This is a genomic window from Rhizobium sp. C4, from assembly GCF_021026315.1.
Lineage (GTDB): Bacteria > Pseudomonadota > Alphaproteobacteria > Rhizobiales > Rhizobiaceae > Ensifer_A.
In genome coordinates, this window is sequence record NZ_JAJNCX010000004.1 from 1 (window position 1) to 23,785 (window position 23,785).

The following is a 23,785-nucleotide window of genomic DNA, read 5'->3' on the forward strand; positions in this document are numbered from 1 at the left end:
CAGCCTCCTGCTCGCGCAGCACCCCAATAATCTGCTCTTCTGTAAATCTCTGCTTCTTCATAAGTCCGTCCTCAATGGGCCGAACTCTAATCAATTTTGGAGGAAATTCTCAGTGGCAGGTCAGTGGAACGGTTGCATGCCGCCGCCGCCGATGCTGCCATGACAACGCCGAAGGGCGGAAAGCCCCGGCGCATTCAGAAGACACAGCACACGCTCATGACCGTCGTCGCGTCACATCCGGCGACGATGGAGGAGGTGAGGACCGATACGGGAAAGAAGCGTGAGGTTGCGGAATGGGAGAGGCGGACCATAGGATGGCTACGTCAACAGTATCGAGACAGGCTTGTCTCCGTGGTTCGGCATGAAGACGAATCGCATTACCATATACACGCCTATGTCCTGCCGGACGATCCGGCCATGCGCGCTACTGCGCTGCATCCAGGTCAGTGCGCGAAAGCCGCAATCATGGCTGCCGGTCCCGCCGAAGGAGAGGACACAAAGGCGCTGAACAAGCGAGGCGATCTTGCGTATCGCGCCGCGATGCGAGAGTGGCAAGATTCGTACCACGAGATGGTCGCAATCCCTTCTGGACTGACCCGCCTCGGTCCGCAACGCCGCCGCTTGACGCGCGATGAATGGCAGCGGGAACAGGCGCAAGCAAAAGCCCTTCAGAAGACCATCGAGCGCGCTCAAGCGGTCAAGGATCAAGGCAAAAACTACATCGAGAAGACGAAAGCTGAGGCTGCCGCCATCGCTGCCGCCGCTCAAGAAGAACAGGAAGCCGCCAAACAGGCTGCCGCCGCCGCACATCGTGATCAAGAGAAAGCGCGACAGGAAAAGCTTGAAGCAACCATGATTATGGCCGATGCCGCCCAATATTCCGGGCTGGCCGGGAGAGCCCGCGCGATGTGGGACAAAATCAAAGAATCCGAGCTGATCAAAAAACTCAGGGCTGAATTTGAAAAGGAAATCCAGCACTGGAAAGATCGAGCACGTAATGCGGATGAAAAGCGCATCGAAGCCGAAAGCAAGCTATACGAAGCCGAACGTCGCGAACGTCAAGCCCGCGACGAAGCTATGAGAGCTGGTATCGAGCGAGACAGGCTGAGAGCACTGCTGGCGAAATCCGATAGTTTTGCATCAACCATGGCAGTGGACAGGTCGCCACGATTGGATTTGAAGCCGAATTTGCGGAAGGAGGAGGACGAGAAGCGCACATGAGTGCGCTGCGACATTGAGGTCATCAGCGACTGAAGATTTACGATTTGAATAAGGTCAGAATTGTATTGGGCGATTGATTGGCAATGTTTAAGGTTTGTATCGACAGCTGCTGTTTGGTTTCCAAAGCTTTTGCCTTAGCAGATACTTCATTCATATCCGCATCGACAAGCCTTCCGATACCTTTTGCGAGCGTGTCCTGAAGCTTCACATTGAAGTCGTCGGCCATGTCGACTGATTTCTGCAGTGCACCGACATTAGCCATGCCGTTTGTTAAGGCTGAGAGACGCGCATCGAGGTCATTAACCATGCTTTCATACCAATCACTCCGGTTCTGAGGATTGTTGTGCGCAATATTTTGCTCGCCATAAAGAAGAAGATAGTCAGGTATAGCAGGTTCAACAGAATTCGAAGCTGATTTGTAATATGTAATAGGTTGATATCCTACCGCGAAAACAAGCACGCCATCTGAATAGCCCATTTCTGTGCCGCGAGCGCCAGTGAATGGACTGTATATCGCGTCCGACGTACGTTTGTAGTTGACAACGACTGTATCAAGCAATGATACATTGCTGGTAATAATATGCCCATCAGCATAGCCGGTCACAAGATCGAGCGACCCATTTTTCAGGTCAGCTGGACCAGTCGTGTTTGTTAGGAGATTGACCCCAGCGAATGAGGAGCTTTTAACCGTAGACATGATCTGAGCCCAATGCTGACGCATCTCCGCGTCAATCTTGCCAACGGACGATGCTTCATAAGCTTGATCGATCAGATTGCCGCCCACCAAAGCATACTGGCCGTATGCAGGAGGTGGTGCGTTGGAAGCAGAAATAGCCAGGTCGCGTATTTTTGTCATCTCAGATCGAACCTCTTCGAGGCCGTTGTAGGTGACGTCAAGGATCGATTTGCTTAAACCTATGGAATCCGATGCGGCGGACATTGCCAGCTTCTCTGAACGCATCGTTGTCGCAATAGACCAGTAAGCCGCATTGTCGGAAGCGTTAGAAACACGCAACCCGCTCGACATTTGCTGCTGAACCTTATCCTGATCCGAGAATGTCGATCTCAGCGTCTGAAGGGCGGCCATCGCACTTGTGTTTGTAACAATGGACGTCATTTGCACGGGCTAAGAGCGTTTCAGGGGGCAGGATCAATTTGTAAAAACTAGGTTAATGTTGTGGATGTTGCGAGAGGGGGAAAATACCCTCCGGTGCCTGTTGGCGTATCGGCGTCGGCGGTCATGAATGCCACCGACGCCCCATGTGATTGGAGAACATGCCGAGTTATCGGCTTCGCGCGGATCACACCATTTCGAATTTTCGAATATTGACACCGGTACTGCGGAGCCTACTGGTCGTTTGCATGATCTGCAGACCTCCGTGGATGTAGGAAATCCCCAAAAGGATCAGGAGAATCCCCATCCCAAATAGCAGAATTGTCGGTATTCCGACTAATATGAAGAATATCCCGTAAATGAACAAAGAGTATGGAGTTACGGCGGTGAATTCCGCTCTGCCGTCGAATTCGGCTGCGACTAGGAAGTTGTTCCCGAGAAATATCTTGCAAATGTGGAAAGTGCCCTGATTTCCGGGGCGCAGCGCGTTCGCCAGGCGCGCGTCGATAGCCACCTTCCGGATGGCATATGTGGTTCCGTTCTGGCCCTCTATGCGCACCTCTTCGATCACAGTTGATCCTCGTTGCATCAATGTATAGGGGCTTATTTCTGTCACGCGCCCTTGGATCGTTTTCATCTCTTGCCTCCTGCGGGTCAGATGGATTCTTCGAATATCTTCTGAAGGGCACGCGCCTGCTCATCCGACACATTGAGACGGAGGATAGCTGCTGCCATTCTGTTTTGTGGATTATGACCCCGGAAATAGGGGTAACGGGGCATCCCGTACCTATCTGCAAAAATCTTGTTATTCACGTTTCCGAGAAAATCGAGTTGAGCGCATCTCGCAACATCCGAAGCAGACGATGCTTCGGCGTAGCAATTTTGCACAAGCTCAGAGACGCCCCAAATGCCGGTTTCCCGGAATGCTGTTTCGAATTCCTCGCTTGCCTTGGAAATCGCGTCCGCTATAGCCAAGTCGCTCGTTTGGGTTCTCGGAGACCTGTCTTTTTGTCCCGACCGTTTTCCATTCGCGCAAATACCGTCTGCGATCACGCGAGCTGTCTTGTTGTTTGCTGCCTGGCTTTCAAGAACCCCTGTGGAAAGATTGAAGACGAGTAGTGGCTCACCTTCTTTGGTGGGTACGCGGATAATCGCAGCACAGGGCGCAATTGACCCAGGCGCAATGCGCCATTCGAGCTTCCCAGGAAACGGCTTTCCGGCGTTCGGCTTGAGTTCGAACAAGTCGTCCGCCTCGATCCGGCGACCATTCATCGCGGGTTTGAAAAGCAGCCCGACACGACCTTCAACATATTGCAGCAGGGCGCTCGCCCCGCCGGGTCCCTTGCATTCGAGAACAAACTCGTCCTCGCCTTCGTCCACGTTGCGGCATTTGCTGATGTCGGAATAGGTCGAGGTCAGGCCCGGTTCCGCCATCGCGGCGGGAATGTCGGAGAGCGCATGAACCGAAAGGACCGCCGCTGCAAGTTTCAGGGCTCGAAAGGAAAGTTTTGTACGCAAAGGCTTATCCCCGTTTAATCACGGTTATTTTTGGCATTAACCTTTAATTTAGAGGGTGTGCGAGCCGGGTATTATTACCTAACGAGATATTTGGAATGGAGGAATTGGCATATTAGATTCGCAATTCGACATTCAGCGGGCAAGAAATGTATAGCGGAAATTGTATTTGACTACTGGCAATTAGGGCGACAACTTTTAGGGCGCGTGCATTGTACCGTACGCCCTATCGAGGGTATTTTTACCTCCTTTCGAAGTGGGAGGTATTGGCGATTTCGTCCTACAGATTTGTGTAGAGCAAACGCGTGCGTTTGATAACAGAGAATGGCGATAGGGAAGGCAGCGAATGTTCGTGAATACGATTGGCCAAAAGTTGCTCGACAATTGGCTGAAGCATGACGATCCAACTCCCCAGGACGTTTACGAGGGCGTCCTTTCAAAGCTCTCTCTCCGCTCCAACCTTTGCATCGTGCATACAAACGCTGAGCTACCGGAGGATTGGGTGTTGGAACCCATCCGGTCGTTTACTGCTTTGCGCTGGCTCTTCGATTGGAGCGGCATTTTCAAACATGGCAGGCTCGGGGATATTCCCGATCAGGATTTTCTGAAGTCCGCAGTGTTGCCGACCTATGACGCTGCGCTGCGCATGAAGCAACCGAAATTTGAAACGGTCAATACCACACTGGTTGGGTTTCGAGTTGTCTACGATAGAATCGTTCTCCCGCAAAAATCCGCCTCGAAGCCTAACTGGCTGATCACATGCTCTGAGGGGCGCTTTATGTCCCGTGAGCCGGGTAGTGATTTCAGAATGGACAGTGTAGACCGTGATATAGCTCTCTTGATTATGGATGGTTGTTCCGCAAAAGAAATATCGCGCGAAGTCAAGCTTTCACATAGAACTGTCGAGCACAGAATAGAGCGAATGAAACAACAGAGCGGCTCCAAGACGCTACCGCAGCTGATTGCGTATCTTGTGACGACTGGATTTCATTCCCGCATCGACTTTCCCTCGGATTCCCCCAAGGGCGAAACGAGAGCCTGCAGCGGGGAGCGTTTTGATCCTTCACAGCATTAGGCGGGCTTTTGGGTTCTTTCCCTTAACGAAAGCTTCACTCTATTCCTTTTGCGTATGGGTTTGGAATATATTTCGGGTAAAAATACCGTTTCTCAAAGTTAAGTCGGTTAATTCTTGAGCGCTTTCCTCGTTCTGCAACAAACAGCGAGGAATACCTAAATGACTGACGCTTTTCCACCTGCCTCGAAAGATCATAACGATGAACAGCGGTCGCCGTCCCTAGCTGCAACGCCAGCCCTGGACCCGTCGCATCTGTCGGCAGTTGCGCCCGATTTCAAATTGCGCGCAGCGCTTTTCATGTTGTCGTTGATGACGGTGATGTTTCCCCTCGTGACCGTGCGCGGTTTCTATAGCCAGGGCATATCTTTGCCGCTGCTAGCTGGCGGCGTGGCTTATCTTCTCCCGGCCGTGGCCGCAGCTGCCCTTGCTGCGCCCTTTGTTCAGCAAATGCGTCCGCTGATCCGCGTCATCGACATGGGGGCCGCCTGCGTCAATGTTCTGTTTCTGCTGTGGGGACTTCTCTCGCTGGTGGACGGTTACCGCAGTCTTGCAGCTTTTGGAGGACAGTTCGGCCTCCATGATATCCTGTTTAGCGGCATTCTTTCACCGTCTATCGGCGCGTTCACTTTTGCCGCCATGATCCTGCTGACCCTGTGGAATGTACGTGACGCATTCAAGCAGCGCTGAGCAATTCCTGTCCTCTTTCAATGCTTCAAAACTCGGAAACGGATTTCAAACATGAAAGCACTTCTTCGTCCCCTCCGCTCGTTAATCGGCGCGTCTGCTCTTTTCGCCGCTTCGGCGATACCGGTTGCGTCCTTCGCTGCCGACTTCACCTACAATTCGATCCTTCCCGTCTATCTCAAGCTCGACAAGACCATGATGCCGGAAGATATCGTCGATGGTTACATGCAAACCTACCGTCCAGAGGTCTGGTCGAAATACAAGGACGACGAATTCGAAATGGATACGAAGCGCAAAGAGTCGCTGGCGATGCTGAAGGATGTTATCTCATCCGCCCGCGCCGACGAAACCTTCACGATCCAGACGCGCTTCCAATTCGGCGAGTACAATTTCGAAAAACAGCAATTCGATTTTCATCCCTTCTCTGAAGGCCTGTATTTCAGCGTGACCCAGTGCTGCTCAAGCCTGCTCAACAGCATCAAGGTTTCGTTCGCAAATCCGGAAACAATCGACGGCATTCCGATGGAGAAGGCGGCGGCGAAGCAATTTCTTTCATCGCGCAAATCTTCTGGCGGTTATGTCAACCGCGACATCTTCGCACGGATCAAGATTCATATGACCGCCGTCAAAACGCGCGGCGAGCTGGTGGCTCAGATCGATCAGGTGCAACTACTGGATAACCAGGGCCGAAATGTGATCGCGACGCTCGGCCAGCAGCAGACTGCTGCCGCCAACTAATTGCTCTGCGCATCATTATCAGATGATCGCTTGCGGCAGAGCCTGCAAGCGATCATCTCTTCTTTTTCCTCCGACCCAACCTAATCGTTCGCGTGAAGGCTCAGAAGATCGTTACTTCGCCGAAGGGGTGCCCGGTCCGGTGTCCTCGTCATCGGGAGGCGTTTTTGCCTTAGCGGCTTTCAGCTCGCATCGCATAGCTTCCTCATGGTCCTTGCGTTTCTGTTCCTGCCATCGCAGGGCAGACGCTTTGAAATTCTCCGCAATCTCGCTGCTCTTGAAGGAGAACGCGCGCCTGATCTCTCCTGGGTCCAGTGCGTACGCTTCTTCAAGCCAGTCTTTGACTTCGGGCGTCGCAACAATCTTCAGTGCGTCAAACGCAACGCTCCTTTGGTACGGATCAGAAAACTCTCTCGCCAATTCGAAAAGCGACGGCCGGTGGTCCCAGTCCTGGTAGCGTGCAGGAAACAGGCTGCGCTGTGGGTCGGTGGTCCATTCGTTCTGTATCGCTTCCGTTCTGTGCTGCCTCCATCCTCGCGCTTTCGCCATTTGATCCCACTCGGCGCGGCTGTAGCCGTCGCAATAGTCATCGGAACCCGGTCGGGGCGCAAAGTCGTTCTCAGGGGTGGGCTGCCAGTCGCGCTTCGCTTTGGCCTCTTTCTTCTTTTCTTTCTTGCGGCGGCGTGGCGGTTTCGGCGCTGGTTTTGTTCGATAGCCGGAATGACGGGGCAGTAACAAATTCGCAATCATCTGTGTCATCAGCATCGCCATCAGCAGCCAAAGCAGGAACCTTTTCTTGCGCGCCCGCGCGTCGGCGATACGACGAAGTATATCGTCTTGCTGCTGTCGCAGAGCCTCGTCGGTGCGTTCCCGGCGTTCTTTACGGCGGCGCTTGGCCGCTCTAATTCTTGCGATCTCTTCAGGTGTCAGTGGCGGTTGCATGGGCGATCTCCTTTTGACAGGATGATCGGCGGCGGCGATGCAAGGAACAAATCGCAGTCCTGCGAACTGCGGGGCGAGTGTTGACATTCTCATCGGAGAATGTACACCCGGATTGGCTCAATTACGTATCCAAATACGCTGTAAGTGACTGAATTATCTTAGATCAATCGCGAGTGCGACTGGTGACTTGCCCTACCTCCGGGCCCACCACTATCCATCTTCCAAACTTCAAATTCCGAAGTCTGAAACCGAAAAGGCTCCCTTGCGTTGGCAAGAGAGCCCTCCGATTGCGATTTGGGTTGCTTAGTGGCAGCCGCCCTTGCCGTGGCACTTTTTCATTTTCGGGGGCTTTGGCATTTTGGGCATCTTGGGTGGCTTGGGTGCCGAGACATGGGCGGGCTTTGGCGCCTTCGGGGCCACCATCTTCGGCTGTGCCATGGGTTTTGGCTGCATCGCTTTCGGGGCGGCGAAGGCGTGTTGTTCGGGGCGGGGCTGGAGGGCCTGGGGTTGGGGTTGATGTCTGGGCGCGGCTGCCTGAGGCTGCGGGCGGGGCTCTGCCTGTGGGCGGAGATCAGCCTGCGGTTTTGGCTGGCTCGGCTTGGCTGGCTCGGTGGTTTGCATCGCCTTGCTGGCCGAGGCCTTTTGATTGGACATTGCCTTGGGCGGCTGCATTGGTGCCTCGCCTTTGAGGGGCGGCATGTTGGCGATGACGGGCAGCGGTTTGCCGTTGGCGCCGGGCAGGGCGTGGGCGTTCGTCTCGGCGTTTGGCAGGGCAGGCGTTGCCGGCTGCTTCGCGCCGGTCAGGGGCTGCTTGGTGGCAAGCGTCGGCGCCGCGGCCTTGTTGTCCAGCAGGCTTGCCGGATTTCCCTGCGTCACAGCACCGGGGGTGGTGTTCTGCACATTCAGCACCTTCCGCTGCAGCGAGGGGGGCAGCGCGACATGCAGGGCGGCGGCGCCGGCGCCGGCGGCGAGTGCCGCACCTGCCAGTTTCTGGCCGAGCGGGACGCCTTGCGGTGCCGCGCCTGCGGCCGGAGCCGGCGGGGTGGCCGCGGGCTCGTTGATCACCGTGTTGTTCACCACCGTATTGTGGATGTTGTTGAAGATGACGTTGTTATGCGGCGGCTCGACATAGGCCGGTGCCTCCACCCAGGCCGGGACCGGGACATAGGCCGGCGCCGGCAGCACATAGAGCCCGACGGGCGGCGGTGGCGGGGCGAGCGAGATGAATTCGCGCTGCGGCGGGGCCAGGAACACGACCGGAGGCGGCGGCGCATAGCCGAAATCGGCGTCGTCGAAATAGAGCACGCGGCGCTCGACAAAGACGATTTCCGTAGGCGGCGGGGGTGGCACGTCATAGGCGAAGACGGTGAAGGCCGGCGGCGGTTCGAGGGCTGCTTCGAGATGCGCAAGCCGGCGGCGGGCGTCCCACATGTGGGGGCCGTGCGGATAGCGTCTCAGATAGGACCAGTAGGCCTGCGGGGTGTCGGCGACCCAGGTCTCGCGCCAGGTGATGGCCTCGCGACGCGAGGCGACGATGGCGCGCACGCGCCTTGCCATTGCATCATCCGGATAGGCGGCGAGGAAGTCTTCGTAGCCGGCGATCGTGTCGCGGTAGAGGGCGGCGAAATAGGCATCGCGCTCATCGAAATCGCGGATCGGCTTGCTGCGGATATTGGCCGCGTCATAGGTCGGCGTGTCCGCCGCCGGGGCGCCTGGCGCGCGCGTGAAGAAGTTGAACGGCCCTTTGAACGTGTCGGCATCCCAGGATACTTCGGCGCCCTTCGTCAGTTCGCCGACGCGCAGGCGCGTGCGGTCGAAGACGTCGGCGAGTGAAAGTCCGCCCGTGCGGATGGTTTCGGCGAGCGCATGGGCATAGGCGCCGTAGGCGCCGTTTTCCGGCGGAGCGATGGTGCCGGGCGTGGCGTTGAAGGCGATCAGCTGGCTGGCGTCGGGATCGACGAGGGCAAGGCCGCCGGCGAGCGGTTCGCCGTTGGCTACGAAGGGGTTGGTGCGCGCACCATCCAGCACGACGATGCTGCCGCGATTGTTGATGGCGGCAAGCGCCTTGGTGAAATCGGAAAGCCGCAGGGTCTCGACGGGAACGTCGGCGGCATTGGCAATCTGTGCGTCGACCGGCGCGAAATAGTTGTCGCCCTGATATTGCAGGCCATAGCCCGCGAGATAGACGAAGGCGACCGCATTGGGGCCAGCCGCATTCACCTTGGTGATGAAGTCGCGCATGGCATCATGCAGGCCATTCTGGTCGAGATCGCGGGCGCCGACGACATCAAAGCCGGCGGCCTGAAGGGTCTGGGCAATCAGGCCGGCGTCATTGGCGGGTGTGGCCAGTGCGCCCGTCTTGTAGGCGGCATTGCCGACCACGAAGGCGAGCCGCTTTTCGGGCGCGGTCTGGGCTGCTGCCGGATTGCCGGCGGCGAGGGCCGCCAGCATCAGCGTGGCGGTCAGGACCAGGCTGACGGCCTTTCTGGAAAGGGCTTGCAAGTCAGGGAAGCGAAGGGACATGATGAGGGCTCGCGCAATTGCCTTGTTGTCATTGCATGGCATCACCGCGCGACAGCATCGATGATGGCGCCGCGCGGTTCTGTTTGTCCCTTGCGCTCACCTCTCGGATGCGACTTGAGCTTTTTTGTGATGGTGCTGCGACAACGTCCATTTCGCCGCAACTGATGCGCGCTCACGTCGGTGTTGACATTTATGATTCGTGGCGTAGAGATAAATTTAATCAGGTCCGTAGACAAATCCGCATTAAGTCTTTGAAATCCCACAAATCGATGGCGAGGCAGACTGGTGTTGAGTCCTGCATCCGGGCCGCCATTCACATGCGCATGACGGGAAAACTGCGGCAATGTTGTCGATGAAGGGTAAGTATGGGCTGAAGGCCCTGTTCCATCTGGCGGGCCTGCCGGCGGGCGAAGTGGTGCAGTCGAGCGAGATTGCGACCGCGCATGGCATGTCGAAGAAGTTTCTCGACGCGATCCTCGCCGACTTGCGCAATGGCGGCTTCGTCTATGCCAAGAAGGGACGTTCGGGCGGTTACTGCCTGTCGCGCCCGGCGGACGAGATCATGGTCGGCCAGGCGCTGCGCGTGCTCGACGGACCACTCGCGCCAATTGCCTGCGCCAGCCGCACGGCCTATCATCGCTGTCAGGATTGCGTGGACGAGACGGTGTGTCCCGTCCGCCTGACGATGCTGGAAGTACGCGAGGCGATCGCCTCGGTGCTCGACAACAAATCCCTGTCCGACATGCGCGAGATGGTCGAACGCGAAGGCTCCGGCTTCGAACATCTGCTCGACGCGTCCTGACGCTGTCGCCGGATTGTCCGGGGCGATCCTCTGCTGAGAGCCGCCCCGGAGCTGTTTCCTGACCTGATTTCAGAAGATCGCGTAGCGATGCGGCAGGAAGCGGATGACGTTGCCCTGTTCTGCAGGGACGCCGAGCGGCAGTTCGATCTCGACGCGTTCCGCACCTTCGCCAAGACCCGCATCGATTTCGGCAATGCGTGCGCCGGCAAGGCGCCGCATGGACAGGATCCGTCCCTCGAAGGCCGGGCCGTCTTCCTGCAAGACGATATCGCGCGGACGGAAGAAGATGTGCTTCTCGCCATTTGCGGCCGAGGTGCGCAGCCCTGTCTGGGCGCCCTTGAACAGCACCTCGCCATTGGTGGCCGTCACTGGAAGCTTCGCGCTGTCGCCGACGAAGGAGAAGACGAAGTCGGATTGCGGGCGATCGTAGATATCGTCGGCCGAGCCCACCTGTTCGATCTTGCCCTGGCTCATGACGACGACGCGGTCTGCGAGTTCGAGGGCTTCTTCCTGGTCATGGGTGACGAAAAGGGTGGTGTGGCCGGTGCGGTCGTGGAACTCGCGCAGCCATTTGCGCAGGTCCTTGCGGACCTTGGCGTCGAGCGCGCCGAAGGGCTCGTCGAGCAGCAGCACGCGCGGCTCGATCGCCATGGCGCGGGCGAGCGCCACGCGCTGACGCTGGCCGCCGGAGAGCTGGCCCGGATAGCGGTTTTCCATGCCGGAAAGCTGCACCATGTCGATCAGCTCCTCGACGCGGCGGCGGATCTCGGCCTTCGGCGGACGGTCCTTGGAGCCGCGCACGCGGAGCCCAAAGGCGACGTTGTCGAAGACGGTCATGTGCTTGAAGAGCGCATAGTGCTGGAACACGAAGCCGACATTGCGCTCCTGCACGCTCTTCCACGAGGCATCTTCCTCGCCGAAGAGGATGCGGCCCTGGCTCGGATATTCCAGGCCGGCGACGAGGCGTAATAGAGTCGTCTTGCCGGAGCCGGAGGGGCCAAGCAGCGCGATCAGTTCGCCGGAGCGGATGTTCAGCGAAACATCGTGCAGGGCCGGGAAGTCGCCGAATTCCTTGCGGATTTTGTCGATGCGGATATCCATGAATGTATTCCTATTTATGCTGGCCGTTGCCGACTTCCGCACCGAACTTCATTTCGAGCAGCGTGCGCAGGATAAGCGTGACGAGGGCAAGAGCTGCGAGCAGCGAGGCGACGGCGAAGGCGCCATCGGTCGCATAGTCGTTGTAGAGCGCCTCGATATGCAGCGGCATGGTTTCGGTCTTGCCGCGAACATGCCCGGACACGACCGAGACGGCGCCGAACTCGCCCATGGCGCGGGCATTGCAGAGCAATACGCCGTAGAGCAGCGCCCATTTGATGTTGGGCAGCGTCACCCTGAAGAAGGTCTGCCAGCCGGAAGCCCCGAGCGAGATCGCGGCTTCCTCGTCTGCCGTGCCCTGCGCCTGCATCAGCGGGATCAGTTCGCGCGCGATGAAGGGGAAGGTCACGAAGACGGTGGCGAGGAAAATGCCCGGAAAGGCGAAGATGATGGGGAAGCCCATGGCCTTCAATTGCGGCCCGAGCCATGTATCGGCTCCAAAGAGCAGGACATAGACCAGACCGGAAATGACCGGAGAGACCGAGAAGGGCAGGTCGATGAGCGTCGTCAGAAAGGTCTTGCCCTTGAACTCGAACTTGGCGATCGCCCAGGCGGCGGCGATGCCGAAGATGAGGTTGAAGGGCACGGCAAGCGCTGCGACGGCAAGCGTCAGGCGGATGGCCGATTGCGTGTCGCTTTCGGAAAGCGTTTCGGCGAAGCTGCCCCAGCCGGCCATGATCACGCGCCCCACGACCGTGCCAAGCGGGACGACGAGGAACAGCGCAAGGAAAAGGGCACAGATGAGGATCAGAAGCCAACGGACGAAGGTCGGTTCGCTGACGGCGTTGCGGCCGCGATGGGGTGCGGTTTGCTGATCAGCCATGACCGAACCTCTTCTGGCTCCAGCTCTGGATGCCGTTGATCAGGAAAAGCATCAGGAAGGAGATCGCCAGCATGACGGCGGCAATGGCCGTTGCGCCCGCATAGTTGAACTCTTCCAGCTTGATGACGATGAGGAGGGGGGCGATCTCCGATTTGAACGGCAGGTTGCCGGCAATGAAGATGACCGAGCCATATTCGCCGACGCCGCGCGCGAGCGCCAGGGCGAAGCCCGTGAGGATCGCCGGGATCAGCGGTGGCAGGACGACGAAGAAGATCGTCTGGAGACGGTTTGCGCCGAGCGTGGCCGAGACCTCTTCCGTCTCGCGGCTGATTTCCTCCAGCACCGGCTGCACCGTGCGCACGACAAAGGGGAAGCCGACCGCAATCAGCGCCACGATGATGCCGAGCGGCGTATAGGCCACCTTGATGCCAAGCGGCGTCAACCATTCGCCGATCAGGCCCTTGGGCGAATAGACCGTTGTGAGCGCAATGCCGGCGACAGCCGTCGGCATGGCAAAGGGCAGGTCGATCAGCGCATCGAAAATGCGCCGGCCAAAGAAATCATAGCGCACCAGCACCCAGGCGGTGAGCGTGCCGAAGATCGCGTTTGCGATGGCAGCGGCCAGTGCGGTCAGGAAGCTGATTTTCAAGGCCGCGAAGACGCGCGGATCGAAGACCAGTTCATAGAGGCCGGTGGGTCCAAGTGCAGCCGCCCGAAGCGCGAGCGCTGCGAGCGGGATGAGCACGATGAGGGTGAGCATGGTCAGGGAAAGCCCGAGCGCCATTCCAAATCCTGGAATGACGCTCGGGTGTTTCCACTGCCATCCTTGGGAGGATTGCGTTGCTGCCATGGATCACTTCGCAGGCTTGTAGAGCTGATCGAAGATGCCGCCATCGCCGAAGAACTCGGGTTGTGCCTTCTTCCAGCCGCCGAAGTCTTCAATCGTCGCGAGGTCGATCTTTGCGAAGCGGGCAATATCAGCCGGGTCTGCCTTCGACGGGTCGTTCGGACGATAGTAGTTCTTGGCGATCAGCTTCTGGGCTTCCGGCGAGTATAGATATTCGAGATAGGCCTGGGCAACCTTCGTCGTGCCGTGCGCGTCGCTATTTCCCTTCACGAGGGCGACCGGAGGTTCTGCTTTCACGGAGACGGAGGGCGAGATTATGTCGAAATTGCCGGCGCCGAGTTCGTCAAGCGCCAGATAGGCTTCGTTTTCCCAGGCGATTAGCACGTCGCCGAGACCGCGTTCGGCAAACGTCTGGGTGGCGCCACGGGCGCCGGTGTCGAGAACCGGAACATGCTGGAAGAGCTTGGTGATGTAATCGCGGATCTTGGCGTCATCGCCGCCATAGGTCTTCTTGGCCCATGCCCAGGCGGCCAGGAAGTTCCAGCGTGCGCCGCCCGACGTCTTAGGGTTCGGGGTGATGACCTGGACGTCGTCCTTGATCAGGTCGTTCCAGTCCTTGATGCCCTTCGGATTGCCCTTGCGGACGAGGAAGACGATCGTGGAGGTGTAGGGCGAGCTGTTGGACGGCAGAAGCGTCTTCCAGTCGGCGGGGATCTTCTTGGTCTTTTCGGCGATCGCATCGATATCGGCTTCGAGCGCCAGCGTCACGACATCGGCTTCCAGGCCGTCAATCACCGAGCGGGCCTGCTTGCCCGAACCGCCATGCGACTGGTTGATCTTGATGGCCTCGCCGCCGGTTTCCTTCCAGTGCTTGGCGAAGAGCGCGTTATATTGCTTGTAGAGCTCGCGCGTCGGGTCATAGGAGACGTTGAGGATTTCCTGTCCAGCAAAGGCCGGAAGCGACGGGCCTGCGGCAAGCACAAGCGAAAGGGCAACTAGTCCGGCTTTGAAAGATCTGAGAACCATTCGTACCTCCATTGAGTTGATGGTTAAAGTCTATAAAAGAAATAGACATAGTCAATTTGGAATTGTGCGAACGCAAAACTCATTCCTTTGGGCATCTGCCGACGATGCGCTTGTTCTGGCAAGCGCGTGATTGTTGGAACGAAGCCTGTGTGATCTTGTGCTTCGTGGGGAATATTCTTTCTGCCGTTGCCACCTCCGGAGAGGGCGTTTATAGGGGACGCGCAGCAAGACGCATGCCGAGGAGCCTCCGGTGTCAGTGCCCTCTCAGACAGCATCCCGCTATGTTTTGAACCTCCGGGACAAGCTTGTCCGGTTTCGCGAGATCTGGCTTCTGGGGCTTGCAGCGCTTGCCGGCGTCTTTGCCGGCGCGGTGGTGACCGCGATGAGCTGGATCACCAACCACGCCCACAGCATCCTTTTCCAGATTCCTTTGAATGAGCGTCTGAGTGGGCAAGACAGTCTTGTCTCGCCCTGGTTCGCGCTCGTACCCGTCGCCGGCGGCGTGATCATGGCGGTGTTGGCGGCGCTGTCGCGCCGGCTGTTCACGCGTCCGCCCGTCGACCCCATCGAAGCCAATGCGCTGCATGGCGGGCGCATGTCGGTGCGTGAAAGTCTCATGGTCTCGCTGCAGACCATGGTGTCGAGCAGCTATGGGGCGTCGGTGGGGCTGGAGGCCGGCTATACGCAGGCGAGTTCCGGTCTCGTGTCGCATGTGGCCGGACGGCTGGGGCTGCGCCGCGCGGAAACGCGCACGCTGGTTGGCTGCGCCGCCGCCGGGGCAATCTCTGCGGCTTTCGGCGCGCCGCTGACAGGGGCGTTTTACGGGTTCGAGCTGATCATCGGCACCTATACGGTGGCCGCCGTCGCGCCGGTCATGACGGCATCGCTCGCCGCAAGCCTGACGGCCAGCTGGCTGGGGGCGGAACAGAACCCCATCGAAATCGGCCTGACGCAGGCGATGAGCGCGGCAGCACTCGCGCCCTATCTGTTTCTCGGCATTCTCGGGGCGCTTGCCGCCGTGACCGTCATGCAGCTTGTCACGGCCACTGAAAACCTCTTTCGCCTGTCGCGTTGCCCGGTCTGGCTGCGGCCGATCGTCGGCGGGGGAATCGTCGGACTTCTGGGCCTGATTTCGCCGCATGTGATGTCATCGGGGCATGGCGCGCTGCATCTCGATCTTGTCGGTCCAGCCACCTGGCAGTTCCTCGCCGTGCTCTTCGCGCTGAAGCTGCTGGCCTCGGCGGTCTCGCTTGGCTCCGGCTTTCGTGGCGGTCTGTTCTTCGCCTCGCTCTATCTCGGGGCGATCCTCGGCAAATCGGTGGCGCTGGCGTTGGGCGAGCTTGGGCTCATCCACGGTTTTTCGCCGCTTTATGCCTCGCTGGTCGGTATGGCGTCGCTGGCGGTGGGCGTCGTTGGTGGGCCGCTGACGATGTCTTTCCTTGTACTGGAGACGACGCGCGATCTGGGGATCACCGGGGCCGTGCTGGTCGCCTCCATCGTCTCTGCGGTCGTGGTGCGCGAGACCTTCGGCTATTCGTTCTCGACATGGCGTCTTCACTTGCGCGGGGAGACGATCCGCAGCGCGCACGATGTCGGCTGGATGCGCAACCTGACTGTCGGCCGCATGATGCGCCCGGACGTCAAGACGGCTTCCGTTGGTCTTTCGCTGGCGGATTTCCGCGCGCAATTTCCGCTCGGCGCGACGCAACGCGTGATCGCTGTCGACGGCGATGGCGGCTATGCCGGCATGGTGATCGTGGCGGATGCCTATGCGCCGGAAATCGATCAGTCGGGCAAGACGACAGTGGCCGATCTTGCGCGCAACCGCGACACGATGCTGATGCCCTTCATGAATGCGCGCGAGGCCGCCCAGACCTTCCAGATTGCCTATGCCGAAGAACTGGCGGTGGTTGACAGTCTTTCGAACAAGAAGGTCATGGGTCTTCTGACCGAGCAGCATCTGCTGCGCCGCTATGCCGAAGAGCTGGACAAGGCGCGGCGGGATCTGACCGGCGAGGGGTGAGGGCGGTCATTCTCGTGGGGAACCCATTGCGTCATCGCGTCGTTTTGGGCTTTTGATAGAACCAGAAACAACGGACGAGACGTGAGCGCATGAAAGACGGACTGACCGATGTGATCGATTACACCAAGCTTGGCTATGCGCAGATCGAGGCACTGGTGGTGCAATATGCCTTCTCGGTGGTCGGCGCCCTGGTCATTCTGTTCTTCGGCTGGCTGGTGACGCATCTTCTGGGTCGCTGGAGCCAGGCGGCGCTGTCGCGAGTGCGCGGGCTCGATGCGACGGTTGCCGGCTTCGTCTCCAACTTCCTGCGCTATGCGCTGATGGCGATCGTCATCGTCATGGTGCTCGGCCAGTTCGGCGTGCAGACGGCCTCGATCGTGGCCGCACTGGGTGCCGTCGGTCTGGCCATCGGTCTGGCGCTGCAGGGGACATTGCAGAACATCGCGGCCGGCATCATGCTTCTTGTTCTGAGGCCGTTCAGGGTGGGGGATGCGATCGAGACGAGCGCGATCTCGGGCACGGTGCGTTTCATCGGGATCTTCACCACTGAGCTGGAAACGGCCGACGGGCTTTATCGCATGACGCCCAATTCGCTGCTCTGGAATGTGCCGATCACCAATTTCAGCCGGCTGCCGACGCGGCGCTTCGATCTCAACGTCAAGGTTGGCTATGAGGAGAACATCGATACCGTCAGCGCAGCCCTGACGTCGCTGGTTGCCGATGACACGCGTGTCTTGAAGGCCCCGGCACCGGAAACCTTCGTGGCCGAGCTGACGGATGGCGCGGTCATGGTGACGCTTCGATACTGGACGACGGCGGGGGATTACTGGGCGACCAGCCGCGATGTCGTCAGGAAGGTGAAGCCCACGCTCTCAACCGCTGGCGTCACGCTTCCGGTCGCGCCGCTTGCGGCGGAAGCAGCGCACCACGCGAATGCGCCGGGCGAGCATCCAAAGGGCGTCGAGCCGCAAAAGAGCTGAGAGCCAATGGTCTTGGGGTGGCAGCCCCGCGGCTGCCGCCCCTTGAGCCTGCCTCAGTTCGGAATCACCAGAACATCGGACGCCTTGAAATGCGCCGTTGCGATTTCGCCGATCTGCGGAGGCTGAAGGCCCGGATTGTTGAACATGTCAAACGAGACCTGCTGACCTTCGACATCCATGCGGGTGCGGATGACGGAGCCGAGGAAGTTGACGCTCGTCACGCGGCCGTCGAGGGCGACATCGCTTGAAGGCGTCTTGGACAGCGACAGCGCCTCCGGACGAAGCGCCACGGTAATCGCCGCGCCGTCGCCTGCGCCATTCAGATTGGCCGGCGGAATGTTGATGCTGCGGCCCGCGACGCGGACAGTCGCGGCCTCGCGGTTCTCCACCTTGGCTTCCAGGATGTTGAGCGTGCCGACGAAGCCGGCGACGAAGCGGGTTGCCGGGCGATTGTAGATGTCCGACGGCGTGCCGATCTGGTCGGCGATGCCGGCATTCATGACCACGATACGGTCCGAGATCGAGAGCGCTTCTTCCTGGTCATGCGTCACGAAGATCGTCGTGATGCCGAGCTTGCGCTGGATGAGGCGTATTTCCTCGCGCAGCGACACGCGGATCTTGGCGTCGAGTGCGGAAAGCGGCTCGTCGAGCAGCAGCACCTTCGGCTTGTTGGCAAGCGCGCGGGCGAGCGCGACGCGCTGCTGCTGGCCGCCCGACATCTGGTAGGGATAGCGGTCGGCGAGGTGGCCCAGACTGATCAGATCGAGCATTTCCTTCACGCGGTCTTCGATCTCGGCCTTGGAGGTGCCGGCGACCTTGAGGCCGAAGGCGACGTTTTCGGCCACCGTCATGTTGGGGAAGAGGGCATAGGCCTGGAAGACCATGCCGATATTGCGCTTGTTGGGCTTCAGGCCATTCTGGTTGACGCCGCCAATGGTGATCGTGCCGCCGGTTACGCTTTCGAAGCCAGCGATCATGCGCAGCACGGTCGTCTTGCCGCAGCCCGATGGCCCGAGGAACGAGACGAATTCGCCTTCGTTGATCGACATGTTGAAATCGTGGACCACCTTGACGATGCCGAAGGACTTCTGGACGTGGGAGAGTTCGAGATAGGACATATGGACCTCAACGCGCGCCAGCGGCGCCCTTTTGCAGGCGGGTGGTGATATTGATGAGAATGATCGAAACCCAGGTCATGGCAAAGGCGATCATGGCGAGCGCCGGCGGCTCATAGGCCTTGTTCGCGCCGATGAGGGCGAGATAGGGACCGAAGGCCGGACGGTTGAGAAGGGACGGCATGGTGAACTCGCCGACCGCGATCGCAAAGGTGATGAAGGCGCCGGAAAGCACGCCCGTCAGCACGTTCGGGAAGATGCAGCGGAAGAGAATGGTCGGCCAGCTGGCGCCGAGGCTTTCTGCGGCCTCGGTCAGCACGGCGACGTCGATCGTGCGCATGGCGGTATCGACGGCCCGGTACATGTAGGGCAGGGACATCGTCATGAAGCCGAAGACCAGCAGCGCATTCGCGCCCATATCCGTGTTGGTCAGCGGCAGCCAGGACGAGGAATTGTAGAGGCGCAAGTAGCCGAAGATGATGACGATGGCCGGAACAACGAGCGGCAGCAGCGTCACGAATTCGACGACGGGGCGGAGATACGGCATGCGCAGCCGCACCCAATAGGCTGTCGGAACGATGAGAAGCGCACCCACGACGATCGTGATCAACGCCATGACGACCGAATAGCTGAAGGTCGAGGCGAACCGGTCATCGGCAAAGACCGAGCGATAGGCGTCGAAGGAATAGGTGCCGCGCCGCATGCGCATGGAAAATTCCAGCGTCGCCAGCAGCGGGACGATGAAATAGAAGGCGGCGACGAAGACGGCGAGCCAGGACCAGAATTTTTTGGCCGTCATTTCTGCCACCTTTCGGCGCGCATGCGCAGCCAGATGTAGATGAAGTTGGAAATGCCGGTGATGACCACCATGCCGAAGGCCACCGCATAGCCGAGGTTCGGATTGTGCAGCACGTCACCGCGGATCTGCGCGAAGAGCACGATCGGCACGATGTTCAGCGACGAGCCGGTCAGTGCCACGGCGGTCGCAACTGCGCCGAAGGCATTGGCGAAGAGCAGCAGCAGCGTGCCGAAGACGCTCGGCCAGAGGATCGGGATGACCACCATGCGCCAATATTGCCAGCTGGTGGCACCAAGCACGCTGGCCGCTTCCGACCATTCGCGCTTCAGGCCGTCGAGCGCCGGCGTGATGATCAGCACCATCAGCGGGATCTGGAAATACATGTAGGTCAGCGTCAGCCCGAGGAAGCTCAGGAGGTTGAAGCCGGCGCCGTAGAGATTGAAGCCAAAGACGTCGCGCAGGACGATCGTCAGCAGGCCGAGGCGTCCGAGCGTCGCCAGAAAGGCGAAGGCGAGCGGCACGCCGGCGAAGTTGGAGGCGACGCCGCAGAAGGTCAGAACGGCCGAGCGCACCCAGGAGGGCAGGCCGCCGAGCGAGATGGCAGCGGCAAGCGCAAAGCCGATGATTGCGCCGCCAATGGCCGAGGCGGCAGAAATCTTGATGGAGATGACGTAGGCAGCAAGAATGTTCGGCTGGAACAGGTCGATCAGATTTTGCAGTGTGAGATTGCCGTTCGGATCCACGAAGGCGCCGCTTACCAGATAGACGGTCGGCGCGATCAGGAACATGACCGCGAAGATGGCAAAAGGCGCAATGCCCAGCCAATCGGTGATCAATCGCCTGTTCAGGAGAGGTTGCGTTGCTGCCATGCGGTCCCCGGTTTTTATGATTGTCGACCCGTTTCGGGTCGTTTGATCGGCTCCCCCGGTGTCCCGGGGAAGCCTTGTCCTGAGTGATCAGGCCTTACTTGACGTTGGCGCCGACGACCTTGTCCCAGCCTTCGGTGATCGTCTTCTTGTAGGCAGCCTGTTCTTCGAGCGTCGGGAACACGGCCTTCGCATAGGCCTCAGCCGGCGGCAGCTTGGCCAGCAGGTCAGCCGGGATCTTGCCAGCCTTTGCCATGGCGTTGAAGCGGATCGGGTGGCAGAAGCCCTTCAGCCATTCGATCTGGCCTTCGTCCGAATAGAGATATTCCATCCAGAGCTTGGCAGCGTTCGGGTGCGGGGCGTAAGCCGAGATCGCCTGAACGTAAACGCCGGCGACGACGCCCGAGGCCGGAACGACGACCTGGTAGGGCGGGTTGCCCTTGAGGCTTTCGCCCCAGCTCATGGCGTTATAGTCCCAGGCGGCGATGATCGGCGTGGTTCCTTGAGCGAACGGAGCAGCCTTGCCGATGACCGGAACGAAGTTGCCGGCAGCATTCAGGCTCTTGAAGAACTCGAGACCGGCGTCGGCAGCCTTGCCAACGTCGCCGTTCGATGCGGAAAGACCAGCGGCGAAGACGCCGGAGATGGCCTGGTTTGCCTGACGCGGGTCACCGGCAAGGGCAACCATGTTGGCATATTCCGGCTTCTGCAGGTCGGCCCAGTCCTTCGGAATGTTCTTCACGAGGTCCTTGTTCACCAGCAGCGACATGACGCCGTAGTAGTCGCCATACCAGTAGCCTTCGGCATCCTTGGCGGTGTCCGGAATCTCAGCCCAGGTGGAGACCTTGTAAGGCTGGATCAGGCCGTCCTTCTTGGCCTGCGGGCCGAAGGAGAGACCGACGTCGATCACGTCGGGAGCCTGCGGGCCGGTATTGCCCTTGTTGGCCTTGATGGCTTCGATTTCGTCGCCCGAGCCGGCATCGGGGTTCAGTTCGTTGACGGCGATGCCGTACTTCTTCTTGAAGCCTTCGATGGCGCCGCCGTAGTTGCACCAGTCGTGCGGAAGCGCGATCGTGGTCAGCGTGCCTTCCTTCTTGGCTGCTGCAACCAGATCTTCCATGGCGCCAGCCTGCGCGACGCTGCCGGTTGCGATGGCAATCGCAGTCGTCAGCGACAGGACTTTGAGAGACGTCTCGAACATGTTCTTCTCCTCTTGGATGCCGGCGGTCTGCCCGCACGGTTGTCGGTCGAATATTGGTTATGCATAACGTTTGTGTGACAGTCCAAAAGCCTGTCCCAGAGCGCTTCAGTGTTTATTCGAAACGTTGAAGCGCTCCATCTCTTCGCTGAACGCAATTCCGGACGCAAAACCGCTTCGCACTTTTGCTGGAAATTGCTCTAGAGCGTTTCAGTGTTCAACGGAAACACTGAAACGCTCTAACTCTTTGTTTTTGCGCAGTTCCGGACGCGAAACCGGTTTCCACTTTCGCTGGAACTGCTCTAAAGTCAGTTCTGTTGCTTCCCCCGCTTTTCTCTCCTGATTGGTCTCCTGAACAGGCTTGTCGTGTCGAAAAGCTCTTCCAGATCGCTCATGCGCTCGCGCGTCGAATCCCAGTTGGCGCTCTGCACCGCCTCGATCAGCGCTTCCACCAGGACCAGTGTCATGACGGAGGAATCCCAGGCGGAGGGGACTTCGATATTCAGCCGGAAGACGACCTTGGCATGCTTGACGATCGGCGAGCCCCAGGTGTCGGTGAAGAGAATGATGAAGATGCCGCGCTCAGCGGCGATCTTCGCCATCGTCTCCATCTCCTGCTCGTAGCGGCGGATGTCGAAGAGGACGAGGATGTTGCCGGGCCGCATGTTCAAGACATATTGCGGCCATGTGCTGCGGTTGGTCGAAATCAGCGTGACGCCCGAGCGGATCACCTGCAGATGCGTGAAGAAATAGTCGGCCAGCGCATGCGTGATGCGGCCGCCGGCGAGATAGACCGGCTTCTTTCTGTTCGAAAGCTCGGACGCCGCGCGGTCGAAGTCCGAAATCGAGATGTCGGCGAGGCTGTCGCGCATGTTGGCGACGACGGCGTCGGCGAAACGGTTGAGGATATGCGTTCCCGGCGCATTGGCCGCCCAGCGGTCATGCTTGGAAATCGGGTTGGAGATCGTCTCTTCCAGCTCGTGATGCAGGCGCGACTGGAAATCGGGAAAGCCCGAAAACCCGAGCTTCTGGACCATGCGGACAACCGTCGGGGTCGATACGCGTGCGTTCTCCGCAAGCGCCGTAATCGACACGAGACCGGACACCGGGTAGTTGTCGAGAAGCGTTTCAGCCAATTGCCTCTCGGCCCGCGTGAGCGTGTCGTAGCTCGCGCCGATGATGTCCGAAACTGTTTTCAAGTTTCCGGTCACAGATATGTTCACCCTCTGGCGAAGCGTGCCGCAATGGAATGCGTGCCGGTCCCCACCGTTTTTCTTGAGCCTTGGCGGACCCGACCATGGTCTGGACCTTGGTCGTCGCCCTCAGCCGATCTTACGCCGACATTGTCACAAAACTAAACGCATGAACGTCCACCAAGTCAACGAGCAATTTCTTGAAAAGATAATTTCAAAAGCGAATTGACATCGATCTTTTTTTGAAGAACATTTTTCAGGATTGGGGTTCTGGGATTTGACGATGCGCAAGTGGGAATGCGTTCTTTCACCGGACGAGGGAGAGCCTGTCGGCATCGAGCTGGCCGGGGGCAGGGGGCCCTTCGTCATCGTCTGCGAACACGCATCCGCAACGCTGCCGCGCTCCATGGGGGATATGGGGCTGAGCGAGGAGGCCCTTCGCTCCCACATCGCCTGGGACCCGGGTGCGCTTGCCGTGGCCCGTCTTCTGTCCCAGCAGTTCGACAGTCCGCTCGTCTTCCAGAAGTTTTCCCGCCTGGTCTATGACTGCAACCGCCCACCGGAATCTTCAGCTGCGATGCCGATGAAGAGCGAGATCTACACGGTTCCCGCCAATGAAAACGTCGACGGGGCCGAGCGCCTTGCCAGAACCCGGGCGCTCTATCGGCCCTTCCATTCTGCTGTTTCGACGCTGATCGACGAGCGAACGGGCGCGGGGCTTGCAACTTCGCTGATCACTGTTCACAGTTTCACGCCTGTCTACTTCGGCAAGCCGCGTGCGGTCGAAGTGGGCATTCTGCATGATGCCGATGCACGGTTTGCCGATGATATTCTGTCGGCCGCTGCATCAGGCAACCGTCATGACGTGCGCCGCAACGAGCCTTACGGCCCGGCTGACGGTGTGACGCACAGTCTCATTCTCCACGGAATTTCCCGCGGAATTCCGAATGTGATGATCGAGGTCAGAAATGACCTTATTGCAGATCAAACCGGCCAAGGGGTCATGGCTGGTTACCTGTCGGAGCTGATCGCCGCAGCGATCGGCCAGCAGGACAAGAACAACAAGACCTTCGTGAATGTCAGAAGCCACCAAAATTGAACTGGACGACATTGGCGTCGCAACGACGCAAACAGGGGAACTGAAAC

Annotated in this window: 22 protein-coding genes; 8 read left to right on the top strand and 14 right to left on the bottom strand. The window is 59.2% G+C overall.

The window, feature by feature from the left end:
* Positions 1-159: 159 nt before the first annotated feature.
* A complete protein-coding gene (locus tag LQK84_RS08685; RefSeq protein WP_230828313.1) occupies positions 160-1,221 on the top strand; it encodes a plasmid recombination protein in 1,062 nt (353 codons plus the stop codon).
* Positions 1,222-1,258: 37 nt separating this feature from the next.
* Here LQK84_RS08685 and LQK84_RS08690 read toward each other — a convergent pair whose 3' ends face one another.
* The 3 genes from LQK84_RS08690 to LQK84_RS08700 form a co-directional block, all read right to left on the bottom strand.
* Entirely contained in the window at positions 1,259-2,338 is a 1,080-nt protein-coding gene (locus tag LQK84_RS08690; RefSeq protein ID WP_269071911.1) for a flagellin N-terminal helical domain-containing protein, read from the bottom strand.
* Positions 2,339-2,522: 184 nt separating this feature from the next.
* Positions 2,523-2,972: a hypothetical protein gene (locus LQK84_RS08695; RefSeq protein ID WP_230828315.1), complete on the bottom strand. Its 450-nt coding sequence runs from the start codon at positions 2,970-2,972 to the stop codon at positions 2,523-2,525.
* 17 nt (positions 2,973-2,989) lie between these two features.
* Positions 2,990-3,853 (bottom strand): hypothetical protein, encoded by an 864-nt coding sequence (locus LQK84_RS08700; RefSeq protein ID WP_230828316.1) that lies wholly within the window; start codon positions 3,851-3,853, stop codon positions 2,990-2,992.
* A gap of 343 nt (positions 3,854-4,196) precedes the next feature.
* Between LQK84_RS08700 and LQK84_RS08705 the strand changes: the two genes are divergently transcribed.
* The 3 genes from LQK84_RS08705 (at position 4,197) to LQK84_RS08715 (ending at position 6,347) form a co-directional block, all read left to right on the top strand.
* Positions 4,197-4,925: a helix-turn-helix transcriptional regulator gene (locus LQK84_RS08705; RefSeq protein ID WP_230828317.1), complete on the top strand. Its 729-nt coding sequence runs from the start codon at positions 4,197-4,199 to the stop codon at positions 4,923-4,925.
* A 159-nt stretch (positions 4,926-5,084) separates the two neighbouring features.
* The gene (locus tag LQK84_RS08710; RefSeq protein ID WP_230828318.1) at positions 5,085-5,612 is read left to right on the top strand and encodes a hypothetical protein; all 528 of its coding nucleotides are present in this window, start codon (positions 5,085-5,087) and stop codon (positions 5,610-5,612) included.
* Positions 5,613-5,663: 51 nt separating this feature from the next.
* Positions 5,664-6,347 carry a DUF4852 domain-containing protein gene (locus LQK84_RS08715; protein ID WP_230828319.1) on the top strand — a complete coding sequence of 228 codons (684 nt, stop codon included), beginning with the start codon at positions 5,664-5,666 and terminating at the stop codon, positions 6,345-6,347.
* 111 nt (positions 6,348-6,458) lie between these two features.
* Here LQK84_RS08715 and LQK84_RS08720 read toward each other — a convergent pair whose 3' ends face one another.
* Positions 6,459-7,286 (bottom strand): HEAT repeat domain-containing protein, encoded by an 828-nt coding sequence (locus LQK84_RS08720; RefSeq protein ID WP_230828320.1) that lies wholly within the window; start codon positions 7,284-7,286, stop codon positions 6,459-6,461.
* A 303-nt stretch (positions 7,287-7,589) separates the two neighbouring features.
* Positions 7,590-9,809 carry a caspase family protein gene (locus LQK84_RS08725; protein ID WP_442966932.1) on the bottom strand — a complete coding sequence of 740 codons (2,220 nt, stop codon included), beginning with the start codon at positions 9,807-9,809 and terminating at the stop codon, positions 7,590-7,592.
* A gap of 343 nt (positions 9,810-10,152) precedes the next feature.
* Here LQK84_RS08725 and LQK84_RS08730 point away from each other — a divergent pair, with 343 nt between their 5' ends.
* Positions 10,153-10,611: an RrF2 family transcriptional regulator gene (locus LQK84_RS08730; RefSeq protein ID WP_230828321.1), complete on the top strand. Its 459-nt coding sequence runs from the start codon at positions 10,153-10,155 to the stop codon at positions 10,609-10,611.
* A gap of 69 nt (positions 10,612-10,680) precedes the next feature.
* Here LQK84_RS08730 and LQK84_RS08735 read toward each other — a convergent pair whose 3' ends face one another.
* From LQK84_RS08735 to LQK84_RS08750, 4 genes are read right to left on the bottom strand one after another with little or no spacing between them, the layout of a single operon-like run.
* Positions 10,681-11,712 carry a sulfate/molybdate ABC transporter ATP-binding protein gene (locus LQK84_RS08735; protein ID WP_230828322.1) on the bottom strand — a complete coding sequence of 344 codons (1,032 nt, stop codon included), beginning with the start codon at positions 11,710-11,712 and terminating at the stop codon, positions 10,681-10,683.
* A 10-nt stretch (positions 11,713-11,722) separates the two neighbouring features.
* Positions 11,723-12,592 (bottom strand): sulfate ABC transporter permease subunit CysW, encoded by an 870-nt coding sequence (gene cysW, locus LQK84_RS08740; protein WP_230828323.1) that lies wholly within the window; start codon positions 12,590-12,592, stop codon positions 11,723-11,725.
* Positions 12,585-13,442 carry a sulfate ABC transporter permease subunit CysT gene (gene cysT / locus LQK84_RS08745; RefSeq protein WP_230828324.1) on the bottom strand — a complete coding sequence of 286 codons (858 nt, stop codon included), beginning with the start codon at positions 13,440-13,442 and terminating at the stop codon, positions 12,585-12,587. Before cysT ends, cysW begins: the two co-directional genes overlap by 8 nt.
* A 3-nt stretch (positions 13,443-13,445) precedes the next feature.
* Positions 13,446-14,477 (bottom strand): sulfate ABC transporter substrate-binding protein, encoded by a 1,032-nt coding sequence (locus LQK84_RS08750; protein ID WP_230828325.1) that lies wholly within the window; start codon positions 14,475-14,477, stop codon positions 13,446-13,448.
* 238 nt (positions 14,478-14,715) lie between these two features.
* On the opposite strand from LQK84_RS08750, the gene LQK84_RS08755 reads away from it, so the two are divergent.
* Positions 14,716-16,488, top strand: coding sequence for a chloride channel protein (locus tag LQK84_RS08755; RefSeq protein WP_230828326.1), 1,773 nt, complete (start codon positions 14,716-14,718; stop codon positions 16,486-16,488).
* A gap of 89 nt (positions 16,489-16,577) precedes the next feature.
* Positions 16,578-17,468, top strand: a complete 891-nt coding sequence (locus LQK84_RS08760; RefSeq protein ID WP_230828327.1) for a mechanosensitive ion channel family protein — start codon at positions 16,578-16,580, stop codon at positions 17,466-17,468.
* A gap of 53 nt (positions 17,469-17,521) precedes the next feature.
* Here LQK84_RS08760 and LQK84_RS08765 read toward each other — a convergent pair whose 3' ends face one another.
* The 5 genes from LQK84_RS08765 to LQK84_RS08785 form a co-directional block, all read right to left on the bottom strand.
* Positions 17,522-18,586: an ABC transporter ATP-binding protein gene (locus LQK84_RS08765; protein WP_230828328.1), complete on the bottom strand. Its 1,065-nt coding sequence runs from the start codon at positions 18,584-18,586 to the stop codon at positions 17,522-17,524.
* 7 nt (positions 18,587-18,593) lie between these two features.
* Positions 18,594-19,382 (bottom strand): ABC transporter permease, encoded by a 789-nt coding sequence (locus LQK84_RS08770; RefSeq protein WP_230828329.1) that lies wholly within the window; start codon positions 19,380-19,382, stop codon positions 18,594-18,596.
* Positions 19,379-20,251 (bottom strand): ABC transporter permease, encoded by an 873-nt coding sequence (locus LQK84_RS08775; protein WP_230828330.1) that lies wholly within the window; start codon positions 20,249-20,251, stop codon positions 19,379-19,381. The genes LQK84_RS08770 and LQK84_RS08775 overlap by 4 nt, the downstream gene beginning before the upstream one ends.
* Positions 20,252-20,345: 94 nt before the next feature.
* Positions 20,346-21,449, bottom strand: a complete 1,104-nt coding sequence (locus LQK84_RS08780) for an ABC transporter substrate-binding protein (protein ID WP_230828331.1) — start codon at positions 21,447-21,449, stop codon at positions 20,346-20,348.
* A gap of 305 nt (positions 21,450-21,754) precedes the next feature.
* Positions 21,755-22,657: a MurR/RpiR family transcriptional regulator gene (locus LQK84_RS08785; protein ID WP_230828332.1), complete on the bottom strand. Its 903-nt coding sequence runs from the start codon at positions 22,655-22,657 to the stop codon at positions 21,755-21,757.
* A 265-nt stretch (positions 22,658-22,922) separates the two neighbouring features.
* Between LQK84_RS08785 and LQK84_RS08790 the strand changes: the two genes are divergently transcribed.
* Positions 22,923-23,738 (top strand): N-formylglutamate amidohydrolase, encoded by an 816-nt coding sequence (locus LQK84_RS08790; protein WP_230828333.1) that lies wholly within the window; start codon positions 22,923-22,925, stop codon positions 23,736-23,738.
* Positions 23,739-23,785: the final 47 nt, after the last annotated feature.